The organism is Massilia genomosp. 1, assembly GCF_011682185.1.
In the GTDB taxonomy this organism is placed as follows: domain Bacteria; phylum Pseudomonadota; class Gammaproteobacteria; order Burkholderiales; family Burkholderiaceae_D; genus Telluria_A; species Telluria_A rubra.
In genome coordinates this window covers 1-676 of the sequence record NZ_WHJF01000349.1, presented here as the reverse complement: position 1 = coordinate 676, position 676 = coordinate 1, and the positions used below count along the sequence as shown (strand labels likewise).

Here is a 676-nt window from a genome sequence, read left to right as displayed (position 1 = left end):
CACACTGGAATTGTGGCTGTCCTTGCGGATCGATTTACCGGCCAAGGCCTCTTTGACCTGTGCGTGCAGTTTCTCGATCAGCTTGTCTTTTTCGGGATGCGAGAGAGTCGAGAGGTCGGGAAGAGGGCAAGTTTTACCATGACCGGCATCATGCCCGGATATCGGAATGTTTACAATTGCGCGTTTACAACGGTCAGGGCTAAACAGTTACGCGAAAATTAGGCTTAGGACGACCATCAACTCGTTTAGCTCGAATGTATCCATGAGACAGCTCCTATGAAAAAAAGCGGGGAAGGGGTACTTCCCACTTCCCCGTCAAAATCAATTTGCAATCATTACTTTGCGCTGAGCAAACGCCAGCCGGCATATCCTGCGCATCCAGCCAGGGCCATCACCCCGAGGGGGCTTACCGCGATAGCTGCGCCAACGGCCATGGTCCCCCATCCGGCGCCAAACGCTCCGGCTCCGATCGCGCCCGCAATGGCAACGGCTTTCGCGCTTTCTCCGATGGTTCCGCCGGAAACAGATTCGATCTCATCCAAAGACAATTGTAACTGTTTAGCCTGAGCGAGCACGTGCCAGAGTTGTTCGTTTCTTGAAATCGGTCCATGATGCTGATCATGACAAAACTGCGCCCCCTTCCAGATCTTTCCAAGCTTTCCGCCGCGGAAAAGGA

Annotated in this window: 2 protein-coding genes; one reads left to right on the top strand and one right to left on the bottom strand. The window is 53.6% G+C overall.

Features of this window, described 5'->3' with window-relative positions:
* Positions 1–222 (top strand): hypothetical protein (locus F1735_RS36065; RefSeq protein WP_222853191.1); only part of this gene is annotated, 222 nt, incomplete at its 5' end.
* 113 nt (positions 223–335) lie between these two features.
* On the opposite strand, the gene F1735_RS34015 is transcribed toward F1735_RS36065, so the two are convergent.
* A partial coding sequence (locus tag F1735_RS34015) for a hypothetical protein (RefSeq protein WP_222853190.1) occupies positions 336–676 on the bottom strand: 341 nt, incomplete at its 5' end.